General features: G+C 45.0%; 25 protein-coding genes. 8 read left to right on the top strand and 17 right to left on the bottom strand.

The window, feature by feature from the left end:
* Positions 1-420: 420 nt before the first annotated feature.
* Positions 421-507, bottom strand: coding sequence for a small protein VcdP (gene vcdP, locus ACFFUV_RS24085; RefSeq protein ID WP_503016478.1), 87 nt, complete (start codon positions 505-507; stop codon positions 421-423).
* 432 nt (positions 508-939) lie between these two features.
* Between vcdP and ACFFUV_RS00215 the strand changes: the two genes are divergently transcribed.
* From ACFFUV_RS00215 to ACFFUV_RS00200, 4 genes are all read left to right on the top strand, one after another.
* Positions 940-2,412 (top strand): aminoacyl-histidine dipeptidase, encoded by a 1,473-nt coding sequence (locus ACFFUV_RS00215; RefSeq protein ID WP_390188908.1) that lies wholly within the window; start codon positions 940-942, stop codon positions 2,410-2,412.
* Positions 2,413-2,639: 227 nt separating this feature from the next.
* Entirely contained in the window at positions 2,640-3,083 is a 444-nt protein-coding gene (locus ACFFUV_RS00210; RefSeq protein WP_390188907.1) for an ATP-dependent zinc protease family protein, read from the top strand.
* Positions 3,080-3,985, top strand: coding sequence for a 30S ribosomal protein S6--L-glutamate ligase (gene rimK, locus ACFFUV_RS00205; RefSeq protein WP_390188906.1), 906 nt, complete (start codon positions 3,080-3,082; stop codon positions 3,983-3,985). Before ACFFUV_RS00210 ends, rimK begins: the two co-directional genes overlap by 4 nt.
* Positions 3,945-5,039: a succinylglutamate desuccinylase/aspartoacylase family protein gene (locus tag ACFFUV_RS00200; RefSeq protein WP_390188905.1), complete on the top strand. Its 1,095-nt coding sequence runs from the start codon at positions 3,945-3,947 to the stop codon at positions 5,037-5,039. Before rimK ends, ACFFUV_RS00200 begins: the two co-directional genes overlap by 41 nt.
* 46 nt (positions 5,040-5,085) lie before the next feature.
* On the opposite strand, the gene ACFFUV_RS00195 is transcribed toward ACFFUV_RS00200, so the two are convergent.
* The 13 genes from ACFFUV_RS00195 to bolA all read right to left on the bottom strand — a co-directional run bounded on the left by ACFFUV_RS00195 (position 5,086) and on the right by bolA (position 17,172).
* Positions 5,086-6,447, bottom strand: a complete 1,362-nt coding sequence (locus ACFFUV_RS00195; protein WP_390188904.1) for a sodium-dependent transporter — start codon at positions 6,445-6,447, stop codon at positions 5,086-5,088.
* A gap of 208 nt (positions 6,448-6,655) precedes the next feature.
* Complete coding sequence (locus ACFFUV_RS00190; protein WP_390191774.1) at positions 6,656-7,402, bottom strand: YggN family protein; 747 nt, start codon at positions 7,400-7,402, stop codon at positions 6,656-6,658.
* Positions 7,403-7,489: 87 nt separating this feature from the next.
* Complete coding sequence (locus ACFFUV_RS00185) at positions 7,490-7,981, bottom strand: transcription elongation factor (RefSeq protein WP_390188903.1); 492 nt, start codon at positions 7,979-7,981, stop codon at positions 7,490-7,492.
* A complete protein-coding gene (gene dinB, locus ACFFUV_RS00180; RefSeq protein ID WP_390191771.1) occupies positions 7,978-9,039 on the bottom strand; it encodes a DNA polymerase IV in 1,062 nt (353 codons plus the stop codon). The genes ACFFUV_RS00185 and dinB overlap by 4 nt, the downstream gene beginning before the upstream one ends.
* A gap of 172 nt (positions 9,040-9,211) precedes the next feature.
* Positions 9,212-9,445, bottom strand: a complete 234-nt coding sequence (nqrM, locus tag ACFFUV_RS00175; RefSeq protein ID WP_390188902.1) for a (Na+)-NQR maturation NqrM — start codon at positions 9,443-9,445, stop codon at positions 9,212-9,214.
* Positions 9,446-9,469: 24 nt separating this feature from the next.
* Complete coding sequence (locus ACFFUV_RS00170) at positions 9,470-10,474, bottom strand: FAD:protein FMN transferase (protein ID WP_390188901.1); 1,005 nt, start codon at positions 10,472-10,474, stop codon at positions 9,470-9,472.
* A gap of 132 nt (positions 10,475-10,606) precedes the next feature.
* A complete protein-coding gene (gene nqrF / locus ACFFUV_RS00165; RefSeq protein ID WP_390188900.1) occupies positions 10,607-11,830 on the bottom strand; it encodes an NADH:ubiquinone reductase (Na(+)-transporting) subunit F in 1,224 nt (407 codons plus the stop codon).
* 33 nt (positions 11,831-11,863) lie between these two features.
* Positions 11,864-12,460, bottom strand: a complete 597-nt coding sequence (nqrE, locus tag ACFFUV_RS00160; protein WP_390188899.1) for an NADH:ubiquinone reductase (Na(+)-transporting) subunit E — start codon at positions 12,458-12,460, stop codon at positions 11,864-11,866.
* An 8-nt stretch (positions 12,461-12,468) separates the two neighbouring features.
* The gene (locus tag ACFFUV_RS00155; RefSeq protein WP_390188898.1) at positions 12,469-13,101 is read right to left on the bottom strand and encodes an NADH:ubiquinone reductase (Na(+)-transporting) subunit D; all 633 of its coding nucleotides are present in this window, start codon (positions 13,099-13,101) and stop codon (positions 12,469-12,471) included.
* Entirely contained in the window at positions 13,101-13,886 is a 786-nt protein-coding gene (locus ACFFUV_RS00150) for a Na(+)-translocating NADH-quinone reductase subunit C (protein ID WP_390188897.1), read from the bottom strand. The genes ACFFUV_RS00155 and ACFFUV_RS00150 overlap by 1 nt, the downstream gene beginning before the upstream one ends.
* Positions 13,876-15,120 carry an NADH:ubiquinone reductase (Na(+)-transporting) subunit B gene (locus ACFFUV_RS00145; protein WP_390188896.1) on the bottom strand — a complete coding sequence of 415 codons (1,245 nt, stop codon included), beginning with the start codon at positions 15,118-15,120 and terminating at the stop codon, positions 13,876-13,878. The genes ACFFUV_RS00150 and ACFFUV_RS00145 overlap by 11 nt, the downstream gene beginning before the upstream one ends.
* A gap of 4 nt (positions 15,121-15,124) precedes the next feature.
* Complete coding sequence (locus tag ACFFUV_RS00140; protein WP_390188895.1) at positions 15,125-16,465, bottom strand: Na(+)-translocating NADH-quinone reductase subunit A; 1,341 nt, start codon at positions 16,463-16,465, stop codon at positions 15,125-15,127.
* 389 nt (positions 16,466-16,854) lie between these two features.
* Positions 16,855-17,172: a transcriptional regulator BolA gene (bolA, locus tag ACFFUV_RS00135; protein WP_390188894.1), complete on the bottom strand. Its 318-nt coding sequence runs from the start codon at positions 17,170-17,172 to the stop codon at positions 16,855-16,857.
* 140 nt (positions 17,173-17,312) lie between these two features.
* Here bolA and ACFFUV_RS00130 point away from each other — a divergent pair, with 140 nt between their 5' ends.
* The 4 genes from ACFFUV_RS00130 (at position 17,313) to ACFFUV_RS00115 (ending at position 21,037) form a co-directional block, all read left to right on the top strand.
* Positions 17,313-18,440 carry a methyltransferase gene (locus tag ACFFUV_RS00130; protein ID WP_390188893.1) on the top strand — a complete coding sequence of 376 codons (1,128 nt, stop codon included), beginning with the start codon at positions 17,313-17,315 and terminating at the stop codon, positions 18,438-18,440.
* A 68-nt stretch (positions 18,441-18,508) separates the two neighbouring features.
* Entirely contained in the window at positions 18,509-19,078 is a 570-nt protein-coding gene (locus ACFFUV_RS00125) for a YajG family lipoprotein (protein WP_390188892.1), read from the top strand.
* On the top strand, positions 19,078-19,623 hold the full coding sequence (locus tag ACFFUV_RS00120; protein WP_390188891.1) for a peptidylprolyl isomerase: 546 nt from the start codon (positions 19,078-19,080) through the stop codon (positions 19,621-19,623). The genes ACFFUV_RS00125 and ACFFUV_RS00120 overlap by 1 nt, the downstream gene beginning before the upstream one ends.
* A gap of 49 nt (positions 19,624-19,672) precedes the next feature.
* The gene (locus ACFFUV_RS00115; RefSeq protein WP_390188890.1) at positions 19,673-21,037 is read left to right on the top strand and encodes an AmpG family muropeptide MFS transporter; all 1,365 of its coding nucleotides are present in this window, start codon (positions 19,673-19,675) and stop codon (positions 21,035-21,037) included.
* Between the two features lie 48 nt (positions 21,038-21,085).
* Here ACFFUV_RS00115 and ACFFUV_RS00110 read toward each other — a convergent pair whose 3' ends face one another.
* The 3 genes from ACFFUV_RS00110 to ACFFUV_RS00100 all read right to left on the bottom strand — a co-directional run bounded on the left by ACFFUV_RS00110 (position 21,086) and on the right by ACFFUV_RS00100 (position 22,998).
* Positions 21,086-21,757 (bottom strand): ChrR family anti-sigma-E factor, encoded by a 672-nt coding sequence (locus ACFFUV_RS00110; RefSeq protein WP_390188889.1) that lies wholly within the window; start codon positions 21,755-21,757, stop codon positions 21,086-21,088.
* Positions 21,754-22,338 carry a sigma-70 family RNA polymerase sigma factor gene (locus ACFFUV_RS00105; RefSeq protein ID WP_390188888.1) on the bottom strand — a complete coding sequence of 195 codons (585 nt, stop codon included), beginning with the start codon at positions 22,336-22,338 and terminating at the stop codon, positions 21,754-21,756. The genes ACFFUV_RS00110 and ACFFUV_RS00105 overlap by 4 nt, the downstream gene beginning before the upstream one ends.
* Before the next feature lie 84 nt (positions 22,339-22,422).
* Positions 22,423-22,998: an LON peptidase substrate-binding domain-containing protein gene (locus ACFFUV_RS00100; protein WP_390188887.1), complete on the bottom strand. Its 576-nt coding sequence runs from the start codon at positions 22,996-22,998 to the stop codon at positions 22,423-22,425.
* Positions 22,999-23,229 lie beyond the last annotated feature (231 nt).

The following is a 23,229-nucleotide window of genomic DNA, read 5'->3' as shown; positions in this document are numbered from 1 at the left end:
GTTATCAAATTCTAAATTCCAGATAGAATTAAAGCTCTAACCCATTTTTCGTAGAAATCGCCATTAAATGAATGCGTCAGCAAGCGAATATTTTTAAATTAGTAAAAATAAAACAACAAGATAAGTACAAATATTAACACCCACCATACTGTTTAATTTTCCACCACCCCACCAAACTAATTAGTAAGAATGAGAGAAAAACCAAGCTCTAATTATGCTATTAAAGTCATAAAAATTAAGTTTTAGGTGCAAAACAAACGCACATTCAAAATGGTCAAAGGAGAGTAAAACGCAATCAGCAGGATAAAAAAACGCCACTCAATTTGAGTGGCGGCAGAATTATGTCAGCTTGGTAAGGCTGTAAAAAAATTCCAATTATAGGGGTGAACAAACTGCTCAATTAACGGCTTTGGTCAGGTTTCAGTAACCAAAACTCGTTGGGTATGCAAAATTACCGGTATAAACGGAACGATTAATCCAGAACACTGCACTTGGTAAACCTTTCATAACTATCACCTTCTCTATTACAACATGTTAAACAGATGTCTCAGTTCCTTGGAGGCGATAAATCGGACTCATCCTTTGAGCGTTTTTACTCTCTTTTACGAGAAGCTGGTTATAAATATACCACTAAGAAATTTTATTACAATACACAAAGTGACTTAAATCACACAAAATTAGCTTTAGCGGCCAATTTTCGTAATTTAATTACAAAATCATTATCAGCATTACGTTTTGTTTAACCGCAAGTAGGGAAAAAGACTGAACGCAAGCTCTACTAAATTCCTTCGTCTACAGATGGGTTGACTACTCTACTCTAGAAACTAGTGATATGCTTAGCCCATCATTTTTGGCCAGCCTATTGTTGTGGTATCGAGTTTTACTGGGACCACTTCAACCCCTATTTTCTCTGGCTTTTTGACAATAAAGGAGTCACTTGTGTCTGAGTTCCATTCTGAAATCAGCAACTTATCACCCACTCCAATTTGGCAGTTTTTTGATAAGATCTGTTCTATTCCTCACCCTTCCAAACATGAAGAGGCCCTAGCAAGCTACGTTGTTGACTGGGCTACCCAACAAGACTTAAGTGTACGTCGCGATCCAACAGGCAATGTGATTATAAAAAAACCAGCCACAGCCGGTATGGAGCATAAGAAAGCCGTCGTCTTACAAGCACACATTGATATGGTGCCGCAAAAAAATGAAGACACGATCCACGACTTCACGACAGATCCTATTCAACCTTATATTGATGGCGAGTGGGTAACCGCTCAGGGAACAACTCTCGGTGCGGATAATGGCATGGGCATGGCTTCTTGCCTCGCCGTTTTGGCCTCAAATGACATCAAACATGGTCCGCTTGAAGTCCTACTCACTGTCGATGAAGAAGCAGGCATGTCTGGCGCGTTTGGACTTGAAGCCGGCTGGTTAGAAGGTGAGATTCTTCTGAATACCGATTCCGAACAAGAAGGCGAAGTCTACATGGGCTGCGCTGGCGGCGTTGATGGCGAAATCACCTTCCCTATCGAGCGTGAAGCCAAACCAGAGCAATTCGAAACTCGTAAGCTGGTGATTAAAGGCCTGAAAGGTGGTCATTCTGGTGTTGATATTCACACTGGCCGCGCGAATGCCAACAAACTGATGGCTCGTTTTCTTGCTCAACACGCGAAAGCGCTCGACCTTCGCCTTGTTGAATTCCGTGGTGGTACTTTGCGAAACGCGATCCCTCGAGAAGCTTTTGCCACCGTCGCGCTACCCGCAAAGAATCTTGAGCAGCTTAACAGTGTATTTGAAAGCTACACTGAACTGTTGAAAACTGAACTGGCGGCAATTGAAACCAACCTTGTGTCTTTTAATGAAGCAGTCGCCAGCCAAGAGCCTGTGTTTTCGTCACCATCTCAGCAACGTTTTATCGCCGCACTCAACGCTTGTCCTAACGGCGTGATTCGTATGAGTGATGACATCGAAGGCGTGGTTGAAACGTCACTGAATGTCGGTGTAATCAGTACAGAAGAAAGTGCCGTAAAAGTCTTATGTCTGGTTCGCTCTCTGATCGACTCTGGCCGTGACCAAGTAGAAGGCATTTTGAGTTCTGTTGCCGAATTAGCAGGCGCAAGCATTGCTTTCTCTGGTGCCTATCCAGGTTGGAAGCCAGACCCAGACTCCGAAATCATGCATATTTTCCGTGACATGTATGAAGGGATCTACGGTCATAAACCCAACATTATGGTGATCCACGCAGGCCTAGAGTGTGGACTGTTTAAGAAACCTTATCCGAATATGGATATGGTCTCGTTTGGCCCAACCATTAAGTTCCCGCATTCACCTGATGAAAAAGTGGAGATCAGCAGCGTCGCTCTGTTTTGGGAACAAATGGTCGCCATCCTTGAAAACATTCCTGAGAAAGCCTAAACCTCAGTCAAAAAAGCCAGTAGTCATACTGGCTTTTTTTGTTTTTATCGATAAATAATTTTTGTCATTAAGAACAAAATTTATCGTTAGCGTCTCTTTCCTCATGCTGCTAGATTGCGCCAACTCTGGCACTTCAGACCACCGCTCATTCCCAGAAAAATCGAGCACAACCATCAGGATATCCTATCCTTGGATATCAAATACCCATACTTAATTTTGTGATTACAATGAAAAATAAGATGCTTGTTGGCTGGCGCGAAAACTTCAGCTTACCGACACTTGGGATTCAAAAAATCAAAGCCAAGATTGATACAGGTGCGAGAACCTCTTGCTTGCACGCGTTCAAAATTGAAACATTCGATAAAAACGGTCAATTGTGGGTGCGCTTTTGGATTCATCCCAGGCAACATGATATTGAGTTTGAAAAAGTATGTGAAGCCGAGGTGATCGATCAAAGAAGTGTGCGTGATTCTGGCGGTCATGAAGAAATCCGTTACGTCATTAAAACCACACTAAAACTCGGGCCACAGGCGTGGGACGCTGAAATCACCCTGACTAACCGAGAGAATATGGCGTTTCGAATGCTACTAGGCCGAACCGCCATGCACGGTCGCATCATTGTTGACCCTATTGAATCGTATTTAATTCCCTTTGAGGAGCCCCAATCATGAAAATTGCTATTCTATCTCGCAACACGAATCTGTATTCGACCAAACGTTTGATTGAAGCAAGTAAAAACCGAGGCCATGAGGTTAAAGTGGTCGACGCGTTGCGTTGTTATATGAATATCAATTCCGAAAAGCCAGAGATTCACTATAAAGGTGAACAACTGTCTGACTTTGATGCCGTCATTCCTCGTATTGGCGCTTCGGTAACTTTTTATGGTACAGCGGTGCTACGTCAATTTGAAATGATGGGCACCTACCCGGTGAATGAGTCTGTGGCGATTACCCGCTCACGAGATAAGTTACGCTCAATGCAACTGTTATCTCGTAAAGGCATCGGCATGCCGATTACCGGTTTTGCCAGTAAGCCGGATGACGTCAAAGATCTACTGAACATGGTTGGTGGAGCCCCTGTCGTAATCAAACTGCTTGAAGGCACACAAGGTATCGGTGTTGTTTTAGCCGAAACACGCAAAGCTGCTGAGAGCGTGATCGAAGCTTTTATGGGTTTAAAAGCAAACATCATGGTTCAAGAGTATATTAAAGAAGCCAATGGCGCGGATATTCGTTGCTTTGTCATTGGTGACCGTGTGATTGCTGCAATGAAGCGTCAAGGTGCTGAAGGGGAATTTCGTTCAAACTTGCACCGAGGCGGTTCGGCTTCCCTCGTTCGAATTACACCAGAGGAACGTCGCACTGCAGTCGCTGCGGCAAAAATCATGGGCCTAAATGTTGCGGGCGTTGACTTATTACGCTCCGCTCGCGGCCCTTTGGTGATGGAAGTGAACTCCTCACCAGGCCTTGAAGGTATCGAACTTGCCACCGGTAAAGATATTGCCGGTCTGATTGTGGAGTTTATTGAAAAGAATGCAGCCAGTAAAAACACCAAAACCCGCGGTAAGGGCTAAACCGAACCGCAGCTTTTCTTTCCTAGGAGAAGACGTGTTACCTGGGGAGCGTAAAGCGATTCAAATGGAAGCAGCGAAGCTCTATACCCACTCACCGCTGTCCATACCGATTGAAATTATTAATGGTGTCCATCAAGGGCCAGTGTTGATGGTCAATGCCGCCATTCACGGTGACGAGCTAAACGGTGTCGAGATTGTTCGCCAGTTGATCAATACCATTGACCCCAAAAAACTTAAAGGCACACTGATTGCTGTGCCGATTGTTAATGTCTTTGGGTTTATCCATAAATCACGCTACCTCCCCGATAGACGGGATCTCAACCGATGCTTTCCTGGCAGTGAAAATGGCTCGGTCGCTTCTCGTATGGCGCACACCTTTTTCTCGCAAGTAGCGTCAATGTGTGACTATATTATCGACTTACATACAGGCGCGATTCACCGTACTAACCTGCCACAGATTCGCGCCAATTTAAGCAATCCAGAAACATTGCGAATTGCACAAGCCTTTGCAACGCCAGTAATCATCGACTCACCACTTCGTGAAGGTTCACTGCGCAGTGAGGCAGAAACACATAAAATTCCGGTTCTGACTTATGAAGCAGGAGAAGCTCTGCGCTTTGAGCCTTTGTGTATCAATGCCGGGTTTATTGGCGTTAAACGAGTCATGCAAGCCATAGGTATGCTGAGACAAAGCCGCAAGAAGGTGCCAACCTCGGTGATTGCTAAGTCAACCTCATGGCTTCGCGCGGAAAGTGACGGAATTTTACGTACAATGGTGAACTTAGGTGACCGCGTGGTGAGAAACCAAGTGCTGGCTTACATTAGCTCGCCACTAGGTCACGGAGAGATCGCTTTAAAAGCTCGAAAAGGCGGGATTGTGATTGGCCAACAAACACTGCCCCTCGTCAATGAAGGCGACGCCGTGTTTCACCTCGCCTACTTCAAAGAAGACTATGAAGAGGTCGAGCAGATGGTTGGAGACTATATCGATGAAATCTCGGATATTGATGTTGAACCTTTAACCACTGGTCAAATAACAGCGCCCTCCGCTTAAAACGAAAAAGCCCGCACAGTGCGGGCTTTCAGTTATTGTGTGTTGATCAACCAAATGACGCCCAAATCACCGTAACCACCAGCAGAGGACAGACAAATTTCACGTAACTTGGCCACACTTTGCCAAACCAACCTAGTGAGAACTCCGCACAGCCTTGCTCTAACTCTTTAATCTTGGCTTGACGATTCCATACCCAACCGCCAAAAACACAAAACAGTAATGCCGCAGTTGGCTGCAAATATTGGGTTGCGATAGTCGCAACCAGACCAAATAGCTGAGCAAAATTAAAGATAATCGCAATGCTAAATAGTGCAATCAATCCTCCAAGCACCCAACTCGTCGTGCTTCGTTTGATATCGAAACGTTCGCTCACTAATGCAACCGGGCATTCAAGCATCGAGATACTTGACGTCAACGCGGCAATCGTTAATAGCAAGAAGAAGATGATGGAAAACAGCTCTCCCCACCAGCCAAGACTGTCAAACATTAAGGGTAAAACGGTAAAGACGAGAGTATCAGAGCTGAGCAGCGAACCATCTTCGGCATAAATTTGCACGCCTTTTTGCATCGCAACAAACATTGCTGGCATTACAACAAGCCCAGCGATAAAGGCAACCGCCGTATCGACTAAAGTGACGTTCATCGCCATTTTAGGTAGATTCTCTTTTTTGCTGAGGTAAGAACCATAAATCAGCATCGAGCACCCGCCAATCGTCAAAGAGAAAAAGCCTTGGCCCATCGCGGCAAGAATTAACTTGCGGTCCCATATTTTCGAAAAATCAGGTAGTAAGTAATGCTTTAGCCCTTCCATCGCGCCTTGCTGAGTAATGATATACACAAACAGCAGCGCGAACAGTACGAACAACGCAGGCATTAAGCGTGTTGACCATTTTTCGATGCCCTTTTTCACTCCGCCCTGAACGATCAAGATCGTAAACGCATAAAAAACAATCGCGCCAAATAAGTTTCGCTCAACGCTAAACCCTTTAAACCATTCTGTGGCCTGCTCTAAACCGAGTAAGCTAGAGATAGCGCCGAGTAAAAAGCAAATCAGCCATCCACCGACAATACTGTAAAATGCTAACACGGCGCTCGGTACGCTAAGCCCAATCCAGCCGACTAAACCACCCAGCTTTTTCGCTGCTGGGTTGCTGGTTAATGACTTCATGCTATCAACAGGATTAGCTTGGCCATAACGTCCAATTGCCATCTCCACGACCAGCATCGGGAATGCAACAATCAAAATCATAACCAGATAGACCAGCAAGAACGCGCCACCGCCATTGCTGGCAGCTTGGGTTGGGAATCCCCAAATATTACCAAGACCGACAGCTGCCCCCGCCGCCGCTAGAATAAAACCAAGGCGTGAGCCAAAGTGCTCACGGTTCGAATTTGTTTCAGATGCCATACAACTCACACGACAGTAAACTAGTTAACTAGTACAATATTACACTATGTAAGGTTTAAAACCCAATCAAAATATGGCGACTTGCGCAGAAACCAGTCATTTGTGTTCACGAATTGCTATTCAACTATCATTTTTATCTAGTACTTGCCGGTTAGATACAAAAAGAGCGCCCTAAAGCGCTCTTTCGTATCGTCATCCACACGACAAATTAAATCGTAAACACCGGATAACCCTTAAGCTCTGGGATTTTCTCATGCAGTGATTGCTCTTTATCCGCGATGTCATCAAGTGAGTCACAGAAGTCATCACCCTGCTGTTTCAATTCCTTGCCACGTTCCTGAATGCGTTTTTCGATGCGCGCTTTCAACTCCGCCATATTATCCGTCAATTCAGTGAGATTCAGACCGCCATCTTTTTGCATTTTTTCTGACATGGCAGAAAACGCGCTAGTGATAAACTCTTGATTGAAGATCTCTCGCGCTTTCGCAAAATCCGCACTCCAATCGCGTTTCATTGTGCTGAAGGTATCGGCAGGCAGAATGAGGTCCCCGTCTTTGTAATAACGAGATTCGATATCTTGCCAAAAACTTTGCATTGATGCTTTGACGTTATCGAACGCGTTTGGCGCGTCAATACTCTCAGCCACATCATCTATCAGATTATTGACGAACTCCAACCCATCATCTGCAAATTGTTTTACTTTCGGGACATACTCATTCAGCTCATCACGATAATCGCTAATCGCGGCACGCTGGTCGTTATCAAGTGGGATCGTCTCGCCATGGATAATCAGATTATCATGCGCGTCAACGATGGCGGTATCGCCATTTTTCTGGTGGATTTCTAACTGTTCACCCGTGAGATGAACTTCATTTTTCAAATCCACTTTACATTGAGCTGCCCACGTTTGGCTACTGACCATAAGTAGAGCAGCAAAAACCGTCACTTTTTTCATCATTTCAAACCCAAAAAAATAAGAGTTAGTGTTGTTCCTAGTTGTGCCCACCTTAGCAAAGTTGAGACAAACTAAGTTAGCCTAGCGTCAATCTATTTGGCCTATTTCATAACAATATTGACGACCTTCAACGTCGTAAATCACTTCATCACCGACATTTTTCCCTTTCAATACGGCGCCAAGTGGTGATTGAATAGTAACTAACGTCACTTCGTCGTCACCAAAACGTATTTTCATTCCACCCGCACTCGGTGCAAAAAACACCCAGCGTCCAATACCGGATTCATCAAGCAGGCGAATCAGACAACCCACCATGACTTTCGTTGGGTTACGAACGTCTGACAGCGAATTAAATGCTTGAATATCTTGTTCGCACTCTTGTAAGCGCTTTGCTTGTCCGTGGGCAAGGTAAGACGCTTCAAGCGCTAAGGTATCGTACTTATGCTCAGGCACAGTCTGTTCGTTGGTCGCCGCATCAATCGCACTACGAACCGATTCGAGAGCGACTCGATGGTTGGCAGTGAGCATCTGTTGAATCTTATCAATAACCTCCGCTTTGCGGATCGCTTCGCTCATCATTGGGTATCAAAAAAGCTCAGTTGGCGACTATATTCTTGAGGTTTTAGCATAACATTTAATCCAAGTAATCGAATTTCTCGTCCTTTTTGCCGTTTAAGTATCTCGCGCAATAAGTTCTTAAAGTCTTCAAGCTCCAGCTGAGTATGACCGTGCTCAATGGTGGTAAGTTGAAAATCGGCAAACTTGACCTTAATCCCTTGTTTAATAATATCGCGGTCGCCATAAGCGCGTTGAAGGCGTGAAAAAAGCTCTGGATAAAGCTGCGTTTCAATCACCTGCCAACATTGCTCATAAGATTGAATATTTTGGCTAAACGTTCGCTCAACCCCCACCGATTTTCGCTCACGCTCCACTACCACTTGGCGTAAATCAATGCCATGACTGCGCTTCCACAGTGACTCACCTAAGCGGCCAAACCGGCGCAGTAACTCGATATAATCCGTGTTTTTAATATCTTCGCAGTAATAAAAACCGGCTTGGTGAAGCTTTTCAAGACTCACCTTGCCAACCCCTGGAATTTTTTCAAGCGGCAGTTTATCAACGACAGATTGCACTTGCTCAGGCGGGATCACACACAAACCATTCGGCTTATTAATATCAGAAGCGACTTTGGCTAAAAACTTAATCGGTGCGACACCAGCAGAAGCCGTCAGCTGTAACTCACGCCAAATATCTTGCCGTATCGCTTCAGCAATTAAGGTCGCTGAACCATGGTGTTGTTTGCAATCAGTAACATCAAGGTAAGCTTCATCTAAAGATAGTGGTTCTATTAAATGGGTGTAACGTGAAAAAATCTGTTGAATATGCGCGGATACGCTTTTATAGACTGACATTCTTCCGGGAATGACAACAAGATTTGGACACAACTGTAATGCTCGAGATGTCGGCATGGCACTGCGCACACCAAATTCGCGCGCTTTATAATTGCAGGTACTGATGACACCTCGCTGTTTTTCGCTACCACCAACCGCAAGCGCAACATCCCGATATTGGGGAAAGTCGCGCATCTCTACGGCCGCATAAAAACAGTCCATATCAATATGTATGAGTTTACGAATGACGTTTGGGTTCACGAGCACAGTTAAGCTGTATAAAAAAACAGTATAAACAATCCACACTCGAAGTGGTAGCTTTCGCTGCTATTATTCGCGTCAAGGTCGATAATTCTGACAGGCTCGCACAAAAAAGCTCGAACTGATGTTCGAGCTTTTCGTTATCGCATCTTAATGTTTAAGCGATACGATCTTTTTCCCATGCAGCAAGCTTTTCAGCCCTCGCCGCTTCACGAGCCTCTCGCTTCTTGCGAGCGTCACAGGGTTCAGGGCAATTACATACTTTTTCAATGCCTACCGCGCCAAGCCCCCCACAGCTTCCTTTAACCACTTTTCGCTGAAAGATATAACCAACAGCCATCGCGGCGATCACTGCGACAAAAATGCCAAAGGTGATTAGAAATGTATTCATACGACACGCTCTTCTCTTGCTCTGTTACTTTTTAATATATGGCTTGTATGCTTCTGAGGCAATCTCTTGGAAGCCATCATCGGTTTTTACAATCATAAACACGGGGATATTGTGCTGATTCGCCACCTCAATACCTTTCACCTCACCGAGAACCATCAACCCTGTGGCTAAGCCATCAGCCGTCATACATGACTCATCTAATACCGTCACTGACACGACTTTGTGACTGATTGGGTACCCTGTATCCGGGTCAATAATATGCGAGTAACGAATACCATCTCGCTCAAAGTAGTTACGGTAATCCCCAGAAGTCGCGATCGCCATGTCACCCGGCTCAATAATCTCTTGGATACTGCGCTCGTCAACGGATGGTTTTTCTATAGCGATACGCCAAGGCACACTTTCTTTGTTAATGCCTTTCAAGCGAATTTCACCGCCAACTTCGACCATATAGTTATGAATACCTTGCGACTCAATGTAGTTGGCTACAACGTCAACGCCCCAGCCTTTCGCTATCGTTGACAAGTCCACATATAGGTGAGGCAAATCTTTAACTAATTTGTTCCCGTTAACGTGCAAGTGATTGATACCAATATTGGCTTTGCGCTCTGCCAGCTCCTGCTCCGTGGGCACTACATCACGACGAGCTTCAGGGCCAAACCCCCATAAATTGACTAACGGCCCAACCGTAACATCAAGTTTACCTAATGTCAGTTTGTTGAGGCGAATCGCTTCTTTGACAACCGTTGCGGTTTGCTCGGAGACATCAAATGCTTCCGTACCTTGATATTGATTAAAACGGCTGAGTTCCGAGTCTTCTCGGTAGGTCGACATTTGATCGTTCACTTGTTCAAGTAACCGGTCAATGCCTTGATGTAAGTCTTTCGAAGAAGGTGTACCTTCAGCAGTGAGATATTTTACGTTGTAGGTTGTACCCATGGTTGGGCCGCTGAGATGAACTTGTTCTGGGGCTTTTTCACAGCCCATGAGAATAAGCACAGAAGCAATTGCAACAAGCCATTTTTTCACTTGTTTGACTCCGATAAAAATTGAAACATGTATAGCGATAGCCATTCTTTGCGGCAAATCGCTATCGCTATACAGGCTAAAAAAATATGGCTGGCCCAATGAGCCAGCCATGGTTTTTATCACTTTGCTGAATTAACCACCAAAGTCATCCAGTAGAATGTTTTCATCTTCTACACCGAGATCTTTTAGCATGCCGATAACCGCTGCGTTCATCATCGGTGGACCACACATGTAGTACTCACAATCTTCAGGCGCTTCGTGGTCCTTGAGATAGTTTTCATACAATACATTGTGGATAAAGCCTGTGTAGCCATCCCAGTTATCTTCCGGTAGCGGATCTGAAAGAGCACAGAACCATTGGAAGTTATCGTTTTCATTTTGAAGCATATCGAAATCTTCTACATAGAACATTTCACGCTTAGAACGAGCACCATACCAGAAAGACATCTTACGTTTTGACTTCAAGCGCTTAAGCTGGTCGAAGATATGAGAACGCATTGGCGCCATACCTGCACCACCACCAATGAAGACCATTTCGGCATCGGTATCTTTGGCGAAGAACTCACCAAATGGGCCAGAAATAGTACATTTATCACCTGGTTTCAAAGACCAAATGTACGATGACATTTGACCTGGCGGTACATCAGGATTGTTTGGCGGCGGCGTAGCGATACGCACGTTAAGCATGATGATGCCAAACTCTTCAGGGTAGTTCGCCATTGAATACGCACGGATGATGTCTTCATCAACTTTAGACTCATAACGGAACAAGTTGAACTTATCCCAGTCTTCACGGAATTTTTCCGGAACGTCGTAATCGGCATATTTAATATGGTGAGCTGGCGCTTCAATCTGAATGTAACCACCCGCACGGAACGGTACTGATTCACCATCAGGGATTTGTAGCTTAAGCTCTTTAATGAAGGTTGCTTTGTTATCGTTTGAGATAACTTCACATTCCCACTTCTTAACACCGAAGATCTCTTCTGGCAATTCGATTTCCATGTCCGTTTTCATGGCAACTTGACATGAAAGACGTTCACCTTCTCGTGCTTCACCTTTTGTAATGTGGTCAAGCTCAGTAGGTAGAATGTCACCACCACCAGATTTAATTTTCACGCGGCATTGGCCACAAGAGCCACCACCACCACAAGCAGACGATACGAAAACACCTGCGCCCGCGAGAGCACCTAGAAGCTTACCGCCTGGTTGAGTCACGATCGCTTTATCAGGATCGCCATTGATAGATATTGTAATGTCACCTGTTGGAACTAGTTTAGATTTAGCGAATAGAATCACTAAAACTAACACTAGAACAATCAGAGTAAACATCACTACACCAAGAATAATGTCCATTGACTATTCCTTTATTGTTGCGGTTTACCCGACTTACAGTTGAACACCAGAGAAAGACATAAAGCCTAACGCCATTAAACCTGCAGTGATAAAGGTAATACCTAAACCACGAAGACCAGGAGGCACATCAGAGTACTTCATTTTCTCACGGATACCTGCAAGCGCTACAATCGCCAGCATCCACCCGATACCAGAACCAAAGCCGTAAACGATCGATTCTCCGAAGTTGTAATCACGTTGTACCATGAAAGATACACCGCCGAAGATCGCACAGTTTACGGTGATCAAAGGTAGGAAGATACCTAGAGCGTTGTACAGAGGTGGGAAGAAACGGTCTAAGATCATCTCTAGAATCTGTACGAGTGCCGCAATAACACCGATAAAGGTAATAAAGTTCAGGAAGCTTAAATCAACTTCTGGGCTAATAGCACCTGGTTTAAGAATCAGGTTGTAGACCAAGTTGTTGACTGGCACAGCAATAGTCAATACCACTGTAACCGCAATACCCAAACCAAATGAGGTTTTAACTTTCTTAGAAACCGCTAGGAATGTACACATACCTAGGAAGAAAGCGAGCGCCATGTTTTCGATAAAAATCGATCTGACGAGCAGACTAATATAATGTTCCATGACCGTTATTACTCCTTCGCTTCTACTTGTTCAGGCTTAATGGTACGGATAACCCAAATCAAGAAGCCAATTAGGAAGAACGCAGAAGGCGCCAATAGCATCAAGCCGTTAGGTTGGTACCAACCACCGTCTTTAACTAGAGGTAGAATCTCCATACCGAAAATTTTGCCAGAACCAAACAGCTCACGGAAAAAACCAACCGTAATCAAAACGAAACCATAACCTAAGCCATTGCCAATCCCGTCAATCAGAGACGGTACTGGTGATGATTTCATCGCAAACGCTTCAGCACGACCCATTACAATACAGTTAGTAATGATCAAACCAACGAATACTGATAACTGCTTTGAAATTTCGTACAAGTAAGCTTTCAGTACTTGGTCTACCACGATAACCAATGACGCGATAATCGCCATCTGAACGATGATACGCACGCTGCTTGGAATGTGGTTACGGATAGTGGAAACAAAGAAGTTAGACAATGCAGTAACAAAAGTTACCGCTAGGGTCATAACGAATGCTGTCTCTAATTTTGTTGTTACTGCAAGCGCAGAACATACACCAAGAACCTGTAGCGCGATTGGGTTGTTATCCAATACTGGCGCTAAAATGCTCTTTTTCACATTTTGTGCACTAGACATTAGTTCAGACCTCCGTCACGAACTTGAGCTAGGAATGGGCCGTAGCCAAGGTCGCCTAACCAAAAATCAAACTGGTGCTGTACGCCGTTACTTGTCAGTGTGGCACCAGAAAGTGCATCTACACCGTGCTCTGAGCCTGCCGGAGCGCCACCTTTAACCACTTTGATTGCGGGTTGATTGTTTTCGTCAAACAGCTTTTTGCCCTCAAATTGAGCGCGCCATTTCGGATTCTCAACTTCACCACCAAGTCCGGGAGTTTCACCTTGTTCGTAGTAAATGATGCCATCCACTGTGTTGCCGTCAGTTTCAACAGCGACAAATGCATACATCATAGACCACAAACCATTACCATGGATTGGTAGAATTAAACGCTCGACGTCATCGCCTTGCTTCACAAGGTAAACCAAACCGTAATTCGCACGGTGAATGATTTTCGCCGGGTCATTTTCTGGATCTAAGCGAGTAGAACGGCTTGGATTGTTGGCTGCTTTACGCTGATCGTAATCAGACGCGGCAACGCCATCCGCCGTTTCATCGACCAATTTGCCTGTTGAGAAATCAACAAGCTTAGGTTCAATGTATTGATCATACAATTCTGGGATAGAATCTTGCGTCATATCGACACCAGACACTTGCAGAATTTTTGATTGCTTATCCAGCGCTGCGTTAGTGACTTGCTTACTACGCAGACCGACCGCCGCTGTTGACACGATAATTGAGCACACAAGGCTCAAAGCGATAACAACAAACAGCGTCTTTTTAATGCTATCGTTATTACTTGCCATAGCGTGATAGTCTCCGTTTGATGTTCTTCTCAACGACAATGTGGTCGAACAATGGTGCAAATAGGTTCGAGAATAAAATCGCCAGCATCATCCCTTCAGGGTAAGCCGGGTTCACGACACGAATCATTACACACATGCCGCCGATCAAAATGCCGTACCACCATTTACCACTATTGGTAAATGAAGCCGATACAGGATCAGTTGCCATGAAGAACATACCAAATGCGAAGCCACCTAGAACTAGGTGCCAGTGCCAAGGCATATTAAACATTGGGTTAGTATCAGAACCGATGAGATTAAACAGGGTTGATACTGCAATCATACCGATCATTACACCAGCAATAATGCGCCAAGACGCAATGCCCATGTAAACAATCAGTGCGGCGCCAATAAGTAACGCTAACGTTGAAACTTCACCAATCGAGCCAGGAATGTTACCAATAAAGGCATCCATCCAAGAAATTGGCGAACCTGTTACGGTGTTAACTAATGCGCCGTTACCACCTTGAGCCCATTGGCTCAATGCCGTTGCACCCGAGAAACCATCAGCTGCTGTCCAAACAACATCACCAGAGATTTGCGCTGGGTAAGCAAAGAATAGGAAAGCACGACCCGCTAGTGCAGGGTTAAGGAAGTTACGTCCCGTACCACCAAAAATTTCTTTCGCAACTACAACACCAAACGTAATACCTAAAGCGGCTTGCCAAAGCGGCAATGTTGGTGGAACGATCAACGCAAAAAGAATGGAAGTGACAAAGAAACCTTCGTTAACTTCGTGCTTGCGCACCATACAGAACAACACTTCCCAAAAACCACCAACGATGAATACCGTTGCGTAGATAGGTAAGAAGTAAGTCGCGCCCAGTAACATTTTACTGCCCCAACCCGCATCCGCGGAAATCGTCCCGCCGATGGCTTCAGTTAGCCAGTAATGCCAGTTACCCTCGATAACAGAGGTCAGCTCTGTGCCCGAGTACATATGTACGAGTGCTGCAATTGCTTGGCCGCCGGAGTTGTACATCCCCCAGAACATCGCAGGGAAGACCGCGAACCAAACCATAATCATGATACGTTTTAAATCAACGCTATCACGTACGTGTGAGCTTTTTTTCGTCACTAGACCCGGCGTGTATAAAACGGTCGCAACGGCTTCATACAATGCAAACCATTTTTCATGTTTGCCGCCTGGCTCAAAATGATGCTCGACATCTTCAAGAAACTTCTTAAGGCCCATGAAATTACCCTTCCTTCTCGATGGTATCCAAGCACTCACGTAGCAATGAGCCATATTCGTATTTGCCTGGACATACAAAGGTACATAGTGCTACATCATCTTCGTCTAGCTCTAGAACACCTAAACGTTGTGCGCTGTCTGAATCGCCAGCACATAGATCACGAAGCAGCAATGTTGGCTCGATATCAAGAGGCATAACGCGTTCATAGTTACCAATTGGCACCATAGAACGATCACTACCATTGGTAGAGGTTGTCATGTTAAACAACTGCCCTTTGAACAAGTGACCTAAGAATGCGCGAGTAACAGAGAATCTGTTTTTACCAGGCATCGCCCAGCCAAGCAGTTCTTTATCACGACCTTCACGCAACACAGACACTTGTTGATGATAACGACCAAGGTAGGCATGAGGACCCGTCGCATGAGTTCCGGTCAAAACAGAGCCAGAAATCACACGGACTTCACCTTGCATAAGCTCGTTGTCCGTCAACTCATCAAGGCTCGCACCAATCGTGGTACGTACGAGACGCGGATTGTTCACAACAGGGCCAGCAAGAGAAACGACGCGGTCAGTATAAAGCTCACCTGTCGTGAACAACTTACCGAAAGCAATAACGTCTTGATAGTTAATGCTCCAAGCAACATTGTCCATGTTTACCGGATAGAGAAAGTGCATGTGCGTACCCGCAAGACCTGCTGGGTGAGGGCCATTAAATACATGCTCTTCTACATTTGATTGGCTTGAGCGTGGCAGGCTGGAGCCTGATTTACAAACGTAAACCTTGCCACTGGTTAAAGCAGAAAGAATATCTAAACCCGCAATGAAAGCATCGGCTTGCTCATTGATCACCACTTCCGGGTTTGCCGCCAGAGGATTGGTGTCAATCGCCGTTACGAAGATTGCTTGAGTTGTAGAATCGATTGCTGGAACCTTGCTGAACGGTCGAGTACGTAAAGCGGTCCAAAGGCCAGATTCAATTAGCTGAGTTTTCACTACTTCGCGGTCAAGACCGGCTAGTTGATTGGCTTCAAACTTATCAAAAGTTACCTGTTCGTCGCCGTTCACTTCAATCACTACAGATTGGAGTACACGCTTCGCACCACGGTTAACTTCGATCACTTTACCATTCGCTGGCGAAGTAAACTTCACTCCTGGGTTCTTTTTATCTTCAAAAAGAATTTGAGCTTTTTTTACTTCGTCTCCTACGCGAACATGCATCGTAGGACGCATGCCAACGTACTCTTCGCCAAGCAAGGCGACTTTTTTGATGGTTTTACCATCATTAATCACCTGGGAAGGAGTTCCTGCGATAGGAAGATCCAATCCCTTCTTTATTGTAATCATACGCACTTGCACTACTTTATCGGGAAAAAGATTTTTTAATTGCGTAACTTTAAGACACGACATGAGTGTCCGGTTTTGCTGTTGTTTAAAAACACCAAAATCGCAACATCCTAGTAAAAACCTCGTCACTAAATTTTAGCGAGATTTATCAGGTGCGATAGTGTAGCATTTTTTCGGAAGTTGATGCCATGACCATTATACGGAATAGTGGTTATATTTCGGAAGTTACGTGTTTAAAAGGTTAAGAAAACACCATATTTTTGAGCTAACGCACAAAGATAATCTACCTGAAAGCACTCTGTTTCAAGCAACAATTTGCCTACAAAATACCAAAACTGTCATTCAGTGACGCAGTGATTTGTTTATAGGCTGTTAAAACATTTGGGTGATTACTGATCCGCTTTACTGCCACCCATACACATTGGACTATCTGGCGCTTGTTGATTTTCGCTCATCCATTCTTGTGGTGTATAAGTGTGCATTGAAAGCGCATGAATTTGCCCAGCTAACTCTTGTGCTAAAGTCTGGTTCACAGAGCGATGTCTTGCAAGTAAGCGTTTTCCATCAAAGTTCTCAGAGACAATGATCACTTTAAAATGACTCTCTGAGCCGGCTGGTACATTGTGCATGTAACTCTCATTGATCACCTCAAGATGCTGAGGTTCAAATGCAGCAAGAAGCTTTTGCTCTATAATCGGCTGAAGCATGCGAAATCATCCCATAGATATTATTTATCACGACTGCTCAGTCTAACGTGCTACCGAGATAATCGAAAGGTTTTGGTTTGCACTTCTCTAACCTTTTGCGACAATAGCGTGAGTTCCTTAACTGAAAAGTCTTTCCAAAAATGCAAACTGAGCTTACGCTAAACGAGCGTCATTTATATCTGCACCGCTACCCAACCCGCCAAAATGAAACGCTTCAAGCTTGGGACGCGGGCGATGAATACTTAATCAACCACGTCGAGCAACTCGGCTTACCCCCCGCTCAGAATATCGTTATTATCAATGACAGCTTTGGCGCGCTTTCGTGCTATTTATCCAAGCACCACAATGTCACTATGGTAAGCGATTCGTTTATCGCTCATCAAGGTGCGAAAGCAAATCTGAGCCGTAACCAATGCGTAGCTATCACGCATTTAAATACCCTCAATGAGCTGCCATCAGATACCGACTTAGTCTTACTTAAAATCCCCAAAAGCAATCGCCATCTCAGCTGGATTTTAGACAAAATTCGTAACACTTTACCGGCAAATTGCAGGGTAGTTTCAGTTAATAAAGTACGAGAAATACACACTTCGACCTTAAAACTGTTTGAAAAGCATTTGGGAACCACAACCACATCACTCGCATGGAAAAAACATCGCTTAGTATTTTCGCAGTTAGATGCGTCACCCCAGCCAATCTCTCCCTTTGTCGAATGGTCCGTCGATGGAGAGAACTATTCCTTAAAAAACTTGCCCAATGTCTATTCCGGTGAAAGCTTGGATCTTGGTGCACGGTTTTTATTGCCCTATTTACCAAAAGACGAACGTTTTAAACGGATTATCGACCTGGGCTGTGGCAACGGTGTCCTTTCTGTGAAACTCGGTCAACTCAATCCTAACGCTGAAATTATCGGTGTCGATGAGAGTTATATGGCGGTTGAATCCGCAACGCTGAATGTGAAAGCGGCTTTGGGACCCGAGTTCCAATTTGAAGCCAAGGTCAATAATTGCCTTGATGATTTTGCACCACAGAGTGCAGACTTAATTGTCTGTAATCCCCCGTTTCATCAACAATTAGCCGTGACTGATCATATTGCTTGGCAAATGTTCTGTGATGCTAAGCAAGTTCTACGCGCAAAAGGTAAGTTATTGGTTATCGGTAACCGTCACCTCGGATACGATAACAAGCTTGCAAGGCTGTTTGGTAAAGCTCAGCTACGTCAAATCGCAGTCAATAAGAAATTTGTTATTTTACAAGCGACTAAATAATTCACTATTATCTGCTAAAACAGATACCACTCATCTCGAACAAGAGAAAGTAGAAAGGAACCATTAGCATGAGAAAATTCGTTCTGGCAGCCTCTATTGCTTTATTAACAGCATGTTCTGCCCCACAACAAGAACAGTTGAATTTGACACTTCAGCCGCAACTGAGCATGAACACCATAACTCAAGGCAAAGCCTTCTCTCTAACCAGTAAAGATGTTCGAGCTGCGCAATATGTCGCCCTTGTTGACAGTGGACGTTCTAACATTGAACCTCTGCATGCTAAGCAAAATGTACGCATTGCCTTAGAGAATGCCCTGTTGGAACAGTTTGAATCTCAAGGTTTCAAAAATACGGTAAATAGCGAAAACAATGTCGAGTTAGAAATCCAAGAAGCTTTGGTTTCCGTTAAGCATTCCGTACTAGAAAACCAAATGGATGCCAACTTGGTGCTCGAAGTGACCGCAGAAACACCAAAAGGTAAGCTGGTTAAGACGTATACCGGCACCGCAAGTCGCAACGGAATGATGAGTGCATCTAACGAAGAAATTCAAAGCGTGCTCAATGATGTGATGAACCTAGTGCTTGAAGAAATAGCCAATGATAATGAACTGCAAAACTACATGAAGGAACGTTTCTGATGTGGAAATCACTGGTTCTTGCCCTGACTCTGGTCAGTAGCTCCGTATTTGCAGGCCCCAAAGTAACGTTTGAGACCAATCTTGGCCCATTCACGGTTGAGTTGAACCAAGAAAAAGCGCCTATCAGTGTGGCTAACTTTATGAAGTACGTGGATGACGGCAGTTATGTCGGTAGTCAATTTCACCGCGTGATTCCTAATTTCATGGCACAAGGTGGTGGTTTTGACCAAGAAATGAATCGTCTACCGACTTACGCGCCCATCACCAATGAAGCGACTAATGGCTTAAGCAATAAAACCGCTACCATCGCGATGGCGCGTACCAACGATCCTAACTCGGCGACTCGTCAGTTTTATATCAACCTTGTCGATAATAACTTTCTTGACTACAAACAGCGTCCGCCAGGTTACGCAGTATTTGGTGAAGTAACCCAAGGGTTTAATGTCATTCAGAATATGGCTAAAAAACCAACGACTGCGAAGCAAGGCATGCGAGATGTGCCAGTCGAACCGATTATCATCACTGCGGTTAGCGTAGAAAAATAAAACTTATGGGCTCTACTTTGTAGAGCCTTATTCATCTTAAGGACCATGCATGTCGTCTAATCCTTCTCATCTATCGTGGGCCGAGACCTTCCGTAGTTACCTCGATCGCCGCCTACTATGGGTTTTGATGCTTGGTTGCTCAAGTGGCTTTCCTTGGGTATTAATTGGCTCAAATATGTCGGGTTGGCTAACCGACGCAGGGCTCAGCCGTACTGCAATTGGCTATTTTGGTAGCGTATTTGCCGTTTATAGTATTAATTTTCTCTGGGCTCCGTTGGTTGACCGAGTAAAACTGCCCTTTCTGCATTCATTGCTGGGCCAGCGGCGCAGTTGGATCTTCTTCTGCCAAGCCATCATCTTAGCCTGCACATTAGTGATCGCAGGGATAGACCCACGTCATGACTTGATGTTTGCGTCTATGGTGGCTCTTGGAATCGCCACCGCTTCGGCAACTCAAGATATCGCCATCGATGCCTTTAGGATTGATACCTTTCCTCGTTCTCAATCGGAAAAACTGCCACAGGCGTCTGCCATGGCTGTTATCGGATGGTGGACGGGGTACTCCCTTCCTGGTTACTTAGCGTTTATCAATGCCGACCAAATTGGCTGGAATGGGGTTTACTATGGCATGGCATTTGTTGTCGGGCTGTTGATGGTGTTTACACTACTGGTGGGCGAACCTGTCACTTTGCGAGATCAATTGCAGTCAGAAGCGGAAAAACGCCATACGAATGTTGTAGGCAACCGAGTCATCTCTTGGTTAACCGTGACGCTATTCGAACCCTTCATTGATTTCTTTCGACGTAACGGAACACGCGTCGCCCTGACTCTGTTGCTCTTCGTATTTCTGTTTAAGATTGGGGAAGCTTTCCTTGGCCGAATGTCGATCACTTTCTATAAAGAGATCGGTTTTACCAACGAACAAATCGGTAACTACTCAAAACTTATGGGCTGGGGGGTCACCATGCTATTTACCTTTATTGGCAGCATGGTTAACGTACGATTTGGCATCGTTAAAGGGCTGATGATTGGTGGCACTGCGATGGCGGCCAGCAATTTAATGTTCTCATGGATTGCAAATGTTGGTCCCAATGAACACCTATTTGTGGCCACTATTTTTGTCGATAACTTCACAACCGCTTTCTCGACCGTGGCGTTTGTTTCGTTTCTAACGGTGCTGACTGGTCAAGCTTTTTCCGCCACTCAATATGCGCTGCTAGCCTCTCTGGGGAACTTTAGCCGCACCGTACTGGCTTCATTTAGTGGAGAGTTAGCCGATTTACTCAATAACTGGTCACTGTTCTTTGTCATCACTGCACTAATGGTAGTACCGAGTTTGCTGATGCTGTATTCCCTTCGTCACTACTTCAACCGGTTACTGGATAAAGCACATCGAGAGAATCAATCACCTTGACGATAAAAGGGCGACTCATCGGAGTCGCCCTTTTATCGTCAGGATTATTTACGGATACAGCCCTTTACCAAACATATTAAAGATTCTGGCAACACCTTGAGTAAATAACATGGGTTCAGTCAGAACACTCAAACATAAGCAATCTTCATCTTGGGGTGTGGTTGGACTGTGTTTGACTGACGCATCTTTCAACAAAAAATCTCCCGCACGGTAGTGCCCATCTTCGTCACTAAACCCGCCATGCAGTACCAGAGTCGATTCATAGCCTTTGTGCGTATGCTGCGGAACCGAAACGCCTGGCGCCATGTACATCAGGTTCACTCGCGCTTCTTCTTCCAAATCAATCACCGCACTGAACACCTTGCCGCCATAGTTGCGCCAATCACCGATTCTATCTCTAAACGGATACAAGGCTTTTGGTAACGTGAAACGTCGGCTATTGACCGTCACTTGATGTGGTTTACTCGGTACGAGAAGCTCCTCCCTACTCTTCTGAGGTAAAGTAAGAATCTGAGACAGCATATCTTCAGACGGTAAGTCGTCCGACGGCTTCATCGCTTGGTGTTCAAGCTTTGCGCCAAGTTGCCGCTCAAAACGGACAACCTGTTGGTGACACTCCGGGCAAGACTCTAAATGCACCGCAAGAGCAAGACCTTGGGTTGCATCTACATCACCTTGCGCATATTGCTGAAGTAATAATTTGTCAGGATGGAACCTCATGGCCTATCGCCCTCCATACTTAACCGAAGCTTTTCAACCGCTAAACGCAGCCTAGATTTGACTGTACCAAGAGGAATATCAAACATGTCCGCCACCTGCTGGTGAGGAATCTCCTCTATGTATACAGCCTGAACGACTTTGCGCTGTGGCTCCGGTAATAAATCTAAAAACTTTAAAACTTGCTGCTTGAGACGGTCTTGTTCCGGCGAGTAATGCTCGACCATATCAGGGGGCGTAAAATCACTCGGCCAAATATCGTCAGCAAGCACGTGTGGTTCACGTCCTTTTTGTTTACGCATCATGTCAAAACACAGGTTGCGAGCAATCGTGTAAATCCAAGTCGACAGCGCACTTTTCTTGCCGTCGAACAGAGCGGCTTTTTGCCAAACCATCGCCAATGTGTCCTGAACCACTTCAATCGCAACGTGCTCATTGCCGAGATGCTTGAAAGCAAATTGCTTCAAGCGCGGCGAGAAATGATTAAAAATCAGACCGAAAGCGTGTTTATCCTGTTGCTTTACTTGTTCCATGCACAAACGCCAGTCTTCCCGACTAAACCCTTGTGGATCTTTATTTAACATTGCAGCACCCTTTGCCCCTTGGCGATAACCCTGCACTCGTATTTCATACGTACAAAGTTCAGAACTCGATCATTGTGAGTATAGCTATTTTTCGACCTCAATCGCCTGATCCAAGAAATCCAACGCCTGCGAACAATCTGGCTGCAACGTTAAGTGATCAAACTGGCGCCTTTTCAGCGGTAACAGTTCTAACCAGCGCTGTGCGACCCAACTCTCGTTATCAAAAAAGCACTGGTCATAAAGCTGCCCTAACTCGGGAATCTGCTGGTAAATGGACTGTAATTGACGACTCAATGTTTGATGATCCGGGTTGAGGTCGCGATCAGGCCACGCAGACAACCATTCCACTCTCGCGATACGTAGTCCGTCAGGTTCAAAGCGAACTTGCTGAATTAAAAACCGCTTAAGTCCGACGACGGTAATCCCCAGCAAACCATCATCGAGCGCCTCAAAATCAACAATACGAACTAAAGTACCAGTGGCTGATAGCAAGCCGGATGATGAATCAGGCTCAGATTCAAACAGGCAAATACCGAACGTATTGTCCCCTTTACTCGCCTCCGTGACTAACCGTTTATATCTCGGTTCAAAGATTCTTAGTCGCATCTTTCCTTCAGGCAAAATCACCGCGCCTAGCGGAAACAACATAATGTCAGACATTGGGCACTCCTCACACTCTTTGACACGTTAATACGTATTCCGGTCATATAGCGATCAATTACTCAATGTGTTGATTATTTGATAAACATAAAAATAAGAACAACCGCTTGCGCAATCGATTTCGGTATCAAAATTAATGCAAAAATATGAAACAAGACCGTCGCAGTACAACCTTTGTTTAATAGTGAGACACTCGTCACTTATTAAAGTCATGTTTACATACATTTAGAC

Source organism: Vibrio olivae, assembly GCF_042428525.1.
Taxonomy (GTDB): Bacteria; Pseudomonadota; Gammaproteobacteria; order Enterobacterales; family Vibrionaceae; genus Vibrio; species Vibrio olivae.
Note: the sequence above shows the minus strand (reverse complement) of the source record. Positions and strands in the feature narration are given on the sequence as shown.